The organism is Mesorhizobium escarrei (assembly GCF_935825525.1).
GTDB lineage: Bacteria > Pseudomonadota > Alphaproteobacteria > Rhizobiales > Rhizobiaceae > Mesorhizobium > Mesorhizobium escarrei.
On sequence record NZ_CAKXZT010000116.1, the window covers coordinates 82505 to 90678 of the forward strand.

Here is an 8174-nt window from a genome sequence, read left to right on the forward strand (position 1 = left end):
CGGATGCATATTGATTTCCGTTTCGGTCGGCGTCCGCGCCGCTACTCTAGATTCTGCTGACCACCAGCCTGCCTGCCGAGGCGGCCATTGAGGGCACAGCTGTCTTTTGCGGCCCGCCGCGGATCGCCTCGATCGGAGGCGCCATTCCCGAGGGCGCCATCGCGCCTGGCGAGGATCGCCATCATTGCTCCCGTTGCGATGAGCCACAACCGGAACTCCGCGGTAAAGCAGCCCAATGTAGGCAAATGCATCAGCTGCCCGCGGAAGGGCATATTGTCGGTCAATTGTCCAACATCCCAGCCCTGTACGGCAGCGGGCGGGAGGAATTGGTCGAAATGAAGTCGATTGGTCCCTCCGTCAAGTTTCCAGAGGACGGCCTCCACAAATGCATCCTCGAATTAACCTTCGCCGGCAAGGCCCTTCGCGTCTAATGCCAAGCCCGAAAAGCTAGCGTCCCAGACGGATGCAAAGCTGAACACGGCAGCCCGCATCATCAAAGAACGCTTAGCGCATCCTGTTCGCGCTACCGGCGAAGCGCGGCTAAGATTCTTGCCAAGAGCACCAACACAGCAGTCAACCGCTGGGTTGCCGGTGCGACCAGGGCGGTCGAGGATTTCTCCGGCTAGCAGCAGATGCCCGACAAGGCGATCGCCATCGCCAGGCCGATGTGATCCTGACGCAGAAGTATGTGGGGCTGCCGATCTCGGCAGTGAGCTATTTGCGGCGCCCCGATGGCCTCGGCGCCGGCGGACGTGGACCTTGTTCTTGCCATAGGCGCGGCCGATCGCGGCCCGTCTCCGGCTCGCTCAGCCGCTCGACGGCAATCCAATCCATCTCGCGCAAGAGATCGCGATCCGGAGCCTTCTCCACGAGCGCGCCGGTTCACCATGTCGTCGGTCATCGATCGTCCTTCGAATCAGTTGGGTCAGCAACCCGACCTTACCGGCGAAGTGTCGATGACGACGCGAAGCCGCTCGCTCGCTACAGCGCTTGTGGAGGGCGCGCTCGCGAGCGGCTTCGCTACCGCCGAGCCTACACCCTCTCTCGCAGGTGACCTCATTCGATACTTAGCCTCTTTGACTCGGCTCCTCGTTAGCTTTCTATTCCGCAAACCTTGTCGTGTCTGGAACGGTCATGAATGTCGAAATTCCTACCAAGGGTAGCCTCAGAAGGGCCGCTACAACGCAGATATGAGCAGCGCCAATGGTGCGCTTATTCGGCACGCAATTTGCTCGATATTGTCATCGGAGGCGATGTCGGCAGTGCGTTGCGGAGCTCAGCGGTGACGAACAGCCTTGCGATCTCAGTCGAGCGCGTAAACGCCTGAACGCAGGAGAACCAGATGGCGACCAACCCGATTCCAGATCATGTCCCGCCGGAAATGGTGGGCGACTTCAACCTTTTTGCGTCGCCAGGCATGTCACCGACGCCCAACGGCGACCCGCACGCAGCCGTCGCTTGCGTGCATGCCGGACCGCGAATCTTTTATTCGCCCTGGAACACGCGTACCGGGCAGGGTGCTTGGGTCATCACTCGCGCCGCAGATCAGCGCCGGGTGCTGCAGGAGACCGAAAACTTTTCCAGTCATCGCAACATCTTCGCATCTGCGCTGGGCGAAGACTGGCCGACGATCCCGCTCGAACTCGATCCCCCTTCCCATGCAGTCTTTCGCTCATTGCTCAATCCGCTCTTTTCGCCGAAGCGTGTAACGGAACTGGAGCCCGCCATCCGCGAGCGAGCGATAACGCTTATCACGAGGATCGCCTCGTCGGGCACAAGCTGCGACGCGATGAAGGATTTCGCCTACCCTTTCGGAGTCAGCATCTTCCTTCGCTTCATCGGACTGCCGGAGCACCGTCTTGAGACGTTTGTTGCCTGGGCGAAAGATCTGCTCCACGGCGATGATGTGAGACGGCCGGCGGCGGCTCGGACGATTGTGGCGTTCGTGGACGAGCTGGCGGCGATGCGCCGCAAAAAGCCCGCCGACGATTTCATGAGCTTCATTGTGCAGGCGCAGGTCGAGGGCCGCGGGCTGACAGACGAGGAGATCCGTGGCATTGGCGTGCTCGTTTTGGTGGCGGGGCTCGACACGGTCGCTACAGCCATAGGCTTTGACTTGGCCTATCTCGCGCGAAACCTGGAAGATCAGGAATTGCTCCGAAAAGAACCGGACCGGATCGTGCGCGCAGCCGAAGAACTGCTGCGCGCCTTTCCGAGCGTCCATATGATCCGCGTGGCACGGAAAGATATCGACTTCGAAGGCGCGCCGATCCGCAAGGGGGACTTTGTTTCCTGCGCCACGATGATTGCAAATCGTGACCCGGCGGAATTCGAAGCCCCCAACACGGTCGATCTGACGCGAGAAGGCATCCGCCACGCCTCCTTTGGCTATGGTCCCCACCGTTGCCTTGGCTCACATCTCGCCCGGCGGGAAATTGTCATTGGCCTGGAGGAGTGGCTGGCGCGCCTGCCGCCCTTTCGGATCAAGGAGGGAACGGCACCCATCACCCATGGCGGCCAACTGTTCGGGATAGAAAATCTGATCCTGGACTGGGCCTAAACCTAGCCCGGCCTGAGCCGGGCACAGACGTTGGAGGTCGCCTTGCGCATCATCGTTCACCAAGCCAGATGTCAGGGTCATGCGCAATGCGCGGCGCGAGCGCCGGCAGTCTTCAAGCTGGATGAGGCGGGTTACATCCTCGCCGGTGACATTGAGGTTGCGGACGGGGAGCAACTGCTTGCGTCGGATGGAGTGCGATCCTGCCCCGAACTTGCGCTGGAAATCGACGATCCACCCGCTGCGCGAATCGCTTCGGAGGCCACCCCCAAACCGAAGACAGAGGTCCCGGAGCACGTCAGAACCGCCGAATTTGCGACAGACCCGACGGGCCAAGCGAAAATCGTCGAACTGCTCGACCGCGAGGCGATCCGCGACTGCCTCTATCGGTATTGCCGCGGGACAGACCGCGCCGATGAGGCGATGCTGCGCAGCGCGTACTGGCCCGACGCCCATGACAGCCACGGGCCGTATCGCGGCCCGGCCGAGGGCTTCATTCGGTTTGCGCTCGATGTCTTCAAGACCGGACCGCGCAACATCCATCAGATCACGAACATCCTGATCGAATTCATCAGCGCGGCAGAGGCCGCAGTCGAGAGCTATTTCACCGCGCTGCAACGCGGACCGGACCAAGACGGAGAAGTACGCCAGATGCTTCTATGCGGGCGCTACTGCGATCTGTTTCAAAAGAGGCAAGGGGAGTGGCGGATCGCCGAACGGACCGTTGTCTACGATTGGATCGAGGAGCAGATCCCACCGGCGGTGCTTGAGGCAGAACGGTTCGGCCAGCGACAGCCGACTGGAGCACCGTATCCGGACGATCCGGTCTACGCGCTCGGGAAGCGTCGCATTGCTTCTCGCGACAATGCCTTCCCAGCTTCGGAACGGGAGAGCCGCATCAGTGGGACGACGGACCATGACATCTTTGCAGCGGAAGAGCGATTATAGCGACCCCAGCGACACCCTGCAGGGGTGAAGATGCGGCCGGCGGGATTGCCTTTCTGCCCTGCGACGGAGACGGGACCATGTCCGCCCATAACGATGCATGTGTCCGCGCAGGCCAATACCCCACCATTGAGCCGGAGAAGGGGTTCGACGAACATGTCCTTGCCTGCGTTCTCTCGTGTGCGCTCAAGGAGGTCGAGGATGGCGAAGCGACAGCGACGGAGTCAACAGGCCTTTCCCTTGCCGAGCTGCGCGAGGTCTTGCCCCGCAGTTTGTCCGCCACCGCTATGGCAACTTTCGCCTTGGAAGACGTCAGCGATCCTGAGCCGGGCATGGAGGAAGAACTTCTGCGCGGCCTGCTGCTGGCGCATGCCCGGCCGGGGGACCCGGCGAGCGCCCGCTTCGCTAAGATTGTCGCCCGGCGCGCCATGGGCGACGACCATCTGTGGCAGGACCTTGGTCTTCTCAATCGGGCCGAGCTCAACCGCCTGCTTGCCATCCATTTTCCGATGCTGGCGGCTGGCAATACCCAAAACATGAAATGGAAGAAGTACTTTTACCGCAAACTCTGTGAAGCCGAGGGGTTTTCGCTATGCACTGCGCCCAATTGCCGGGAATGTAGCGATTTCGACAGTTGCTTCGGACCGGAGGACGGCGAATGTGAAGAACGCGTCACACTGATTCAAGGGCCGCTTTTCGTCACGAGTCCTTGAGGCTTTGATCGCCGTTGCGCCACAAGCGCTTTTCCCGGCGCCGCTGTATGGAGGAGGGGATATTCATCGCCTCGCGATATTTGGTGACGGTGCGGCGAGCGAGATCGATGCCGCATTCCTTGAGCCGGTCAGCGATGTCATCGTCCGAAAGCACGCTATCAAACGATTCTTCGGCGACCATCGCTTTGATCCGATGGCGAACAGCTTCGGCGGAGTGCGCGTCACCGCCTTCGCAGGAGGCGATCGCGACAGTGAAGAAATACTTGAGTTCGAACACCCCGCGTGGGGTAACCATGTACTTGTTCGACGTCACCCGGCTTACAGTCGACTCGTGCATGTTGATCGCGTCAGCGACCGTCCTGAGATTGAGGGGGCGTAGGTAGTCGACGCCATATTGCAGAAAGGCATCCTGCTGGCGCACGATTTCAGTTGCAACCTTCAGGATCGTCTTTGCGCGCTGATCGAGGCTGCGGATTAACCAGTTCGCGTTTTGCAAGCATTCGTTGAGAAATGTCATGTCTTTCGATTTTTTGGCGGCTCGGCTTGAAACCTCCGCGACATAGCTCTGGTTGATCAGCACCTTGGGCAGCGTGTTCGGATCAAGTTCGATCTGCCATCCACCTCCGTGCGCAGGCATAACCCAGACGTCCGGTATGACGCATTCCGGCGTCCCCGATTGGAATGTGTTTCCGGGCTTGGGGTCGAGCGCACGGATTTCCTGCAGCATGTCGAGAAGATCCTCTTCATCGACGCCGCAACGCAGCTTCAGTGTCTGAAAATCGCGTCGCGCAAGCATTTCAAGGTTGGCAACCAAAACCGCCATCGCCGGGTCAAACCGGTTTCGTTCGCGCAACTGTATCTCAAGACATTCGCTGAGCGTTCGTGCGAAAATTCCCGGTGGATCGAGGTGCTGCAAGATACCCAGAACTCGTTCCACATCGGCCAGCCCGACGTTTAGGTTCCCAGCCAGGTCCGAAGCACTTACCTGAAGGTAGCCAGTGTCATCCAGATGACCGGCAAGCTGATTAGCAATCAGCCGCTCGTGCGGTGTGAAGGCAGTGAGGGAGATCTGACGAGCGACATGGTCGTGCAACGTTTCGGCTAAGGCAACAAACTCCTCGAAGGCAGGACGATCACCCGGCGCGGTGTTGGTCGCGTTCGACTGGGATTTCCCTTGCCTGGGCAGGTCCGGGGACCCAGCCCAGCTCGGTCCTTCAACTTCGCCAGGCCCCTCGTCGTTTGGCGCAGGCTCCAGAAGCGGATTCTTCTCGAGCTCCTGGTCCACGAATTGATGCAGTTCGGCATGCGTCAGTTGCAGCAAGCGAATCGACTCGATGAGTTGAGGCGATGCTGCAAGAGACTGTTTCTGAAGTAAGCCAAACGATGATTTCATGGTCAGTTCATTTTCAACGAAGCTCTTGGCCGTGGCTAACTGGATCTCTCGCAGGTCGAGGCTTCTAACGCGTCACATCGACCTCAAACGATGCGCCTTAGAGTTTCGCCTTTCGTGCACGGTCTCGCCCAAAAACGCCGCTGCACATGGTCGATCCTGCACCAGATCATGCAACGGCCCTCAATGTTTGAAGGACGTTCTGCGGGGATGAGACGCCATAGGGGTCGGTCTCGCAGTTGTCGGAGAAACCTTCCTCCTCAAACCACTGCTCCACCACACCATTATTGACCAGAGCCGCGTAGCGCCACGAACGCATACCGAAGCCCAGATTGTCCTTGGCAACCAGCATGCCCATTTTGCGCGTGAACTCGCCTGACCCATCCGGGATCAACTCGACTTTCTGCAGCTCCAAGGACTTCCCCCATGCATTCATGACAAAGGCATCGTTGACGGAGAGGCAGTAGATCGCGTCAATCCCCTCCTTCTTAAATTCGTCATAGAGATCTTCGAAATTTGGCAGTTGGTAGGTCGAGCAGGTCGGGGTGAAAGCGCCAGGCAGCGAGAACAGGAGGACGCGCTTGCCGGCAAAGTAGTCGTCGGATGTCCTTTCTTCCCAGCGGTATGGATTTGGCCCCGGGACTGAATCATCGCGAACACGCGTGAGAAACGTGACGAAGGGCACCTTCTTTTGACCGGTCATTTCAACTTGCTCCTTTAGAAAAAACTGCCGCACTGGACTGGGCTGGCGCACTACCGCGCTGGGGTCCTGTGCCGGGCGCGAGATGATGCGGGGACGCGGCTCCCGATTCATGGGAACGGTCCAGCTCCAGATCTTTCTCACCCGAACGGCATCGACGTGAGGGATGAGGGGACGCGGCACCCGATGCATGGGTACGGTGCGGCTCCAGATCTTTCTCACCCGAACAGTGTCGATGTGAGGGATGAGGGCACCTTCGAGTGGCTCGATCCGTCTTGCCGCGACTACGGCGCCGGAGCCGGCATGGATTCACCCACTGCTCGTGCCCGGGGTGAAACTCTTGGCAACCGGAAATGCCAGGAGCGGGAAGCGGGATAAGCATATGAGTCGCAATTGTGAGTCTCCACGCCGCAGACCGGCGTGGCTGAACTGGTTCAGCGTATTGGCTGGACTTGCCTATTTCCGGCCGACGTGGGCTCTGGCGAAACGTTGAGGAGCCTCTTGGCCATCGACATGCTGATGCGAACCGGTACACGGCAAATGCGCGAGCATCATCTGGCGTGTCCACATCGGACTCCCTCTGCAAAGCGGCTTCCGAGGACGAATCTCCAATCCGGACGATGTCCCGGTCTTCAGCGAGGACGACCAGCGCCGCATTTGTCGATCGTTTAGAGCTTCGCGTGCCAGCCATGGTGCGGTAGTGCTTTCTTCGTGGTTCAATGCGCTCTAAGCACGAGTAGCAAGCGGCATGCCATTTCCGATGAAGCTGCTTCTGCACCAACCCTTTCGCTTCGGGGACGACGTCTTCGGTAAGCCGATGCGCGCTAATAGCCGTCACGTCATCACACTGAACAAATGTCCTGTGTAGCGCGGATATTCAGCGCTCCCATCGCAATGGGAAAGTGCGAAGCAGGCAGGCCAAGCCGATGCACTGTCCGCATACCGGCGGCACGGCATAGCGCCTGCCGCTAGCGAATTGTTGCGTGCCGGGGCACAGCTATCGCGATCATACGACCTCGCGCAGCGATCATGAGCGCGCGCGCCTTCAGCAAGCACCCTGATCCGGAATGGGTGAGCATCGAACTCGGCTCCGGTGGGACGATCACAAACTTGAGGCCCCATTTGCTCTTGCCAAGCGTCTCTATCGGGGACCTTCCTGTGTCCGAAATTTAACAAAAATGTCGAGACTCACCGAAAGTCGTCAAAGCGGGGTTCGGTTAACGGCAGGTGGGAAGCGGAACGGAGCGCCCGTCCGGCACGCGAATTGCTTCGATCGTCTCGTCGTTGAATGTCGGCAGGGCGTCGGGCAGGACCCGGAGAACCCAACGAGACCGCGCTCGATGCTCGCCACCGCGAGAACCCAGCCACACCTGCGATCCAAGCCACTGCCCGCCCTGCCAGGGCACCTCCCAGATCGCGCCTCGGTCTGCCAAGCTGGTTGGAGACCACAACATGCGGCGAGCAGGCCGGACCATTTCGACATCTAGGCCCGGTCAGTCAACAAGGACTTGCAGAACCCGGGAGTGAGCTTGCCCCGGTGGATTACGACGTTGTCGTGGCCGATCGCAGCGCGGGCGTCTTGCCACTGCCGATTATGCCCGCGCTGTTCATTGGACTTGACGTGGCAAGCGGCGAAGGCTGCGTCATCCAGCATTGCCAAGTGGCGGGCGTGTACCGGCCGGTTCGTATGGATGTGCACCCACATCGGACTCGGTATTGCACGATTACGCAGCGCCTTGGGCTGCAGCCTGATCTCGAACAGCGAGCCTGGCTCCCCCTTCAACGCACGTGGTCGATCCGCAGCCTCCAACTCCTCGGCTGCCCGCAAGTGTTCAAGGTACTTCTGCGAGGGAAAGGGGTAGGTCTTCA

At 59.9% G+C, this 8174-nt stretch carries 7 protein-coding genes and 1 pseudogene; 4 read left to right on the forward strand and 4 right to left on the reverse strand.

Features of this window, described 5'->3' with window-relative positions:
* Window positions 1-41: 41 nt before the first annotated feature.
* On the reverse strand, window positions 42-284 hold the full coding sequence (locus NMG80_RS09450; protein WP_165848765.1) for a hypothetical protein: 243 nt from the start codon (window positions 282-284) through the stop codon (window positions 42-44).
* Window positions 285-1342: 1058 nt separating this feature from the next.
* On the opposite strand from NMG80_RS09450, the gene NMG80_RS09455 reads away from it, so the two are divergent.
* The 4 genes and pseudogenes from NMG80_RS09455 (at window position 1343) to NMG80_RS09470 (ending at window position 4215) form a co-directional block, all read left to right on the forward strand.
* Window positions 1343-2560, forward strand: a complete 1218-nt coding sequence (locus tag NMG80_RS09455) for a cytochrome P450 (RefSeq protein WP_077378936.1) — start codon at window positions 1343-1345, stop codon at window positions 2558-2560.
* A 42-nt stretch (window positions 2561-2602) separates the two neighbouring features.
* Window positions 2603-2725, forward strand: a pseudogene (locus NMG80_RS09460) (ferredoxin); the annotation flags it as partial.
* A 174-nt stretch (window positions 2726-2899) separates the two neighbouring features.
* Window positions 2900-3505: a nuclear transport factor 2 family protein gene (locus NMG80_RS09465; RefSeq protein WP_254017914.1), complete on the forward strand. Its 606-nt coding sequence runs from the start codon at window positions 2900-2902 to the stop codon at window positions 3503-3505.
* Between the two features lie 77 nt (window positions 3506-3582).
* Window positions 3583-4215 (forward strand): nitrogen fixation protein NifQ, encoded by a 633-nt coding sequence (locus NMG80_RS09470; protein WP_254017844.1) that lies wholly within the window; start codon window positions 3583-3585, stop codon window positions 4213-4215.
* On the opposite strand, the gene rpoN is transcribed toward NMG80_RS09470, so the two are convergent.
* The 3 genes from rpoN to NMG80_RS37795 all read right to left on the reverse strand — a co-directional run.
* Complete coding sequence (rpoN, locus tag NMG80_RS09475; protein WP_077378941.1) at window positions 4202-5608, reverse strand: RNA polymerase factor sigma-54; 1407 nt, start codon at window positions 5606-5608, stop codon at window positions 4202-4204. The genes NMG80_RS09470 and rpoN overlap by 14 nt on opposite strands.
* Window positions 5609-5774: 166 nt before the next feature.
* Complete coding sequence (locus tag NMG80_RS09480) at window positions 5775-6308, reverse strand: peroxiredoxin (RefSeq protein ID WP_077379110.1); 534 nt, start codon at window positions 6306-6308, stop codon at window positions 5775-5777.
* Between the two features lie 1480 nt (window positions 6309-7788).
* Window positions 7789-8174: T3SS effector XopP-like protein (locus tag NMG80_RS37795; protein ID WP_495664008.1), on the reverse strand; the 386-nt coding region annotated here is incomplete at its 5' end.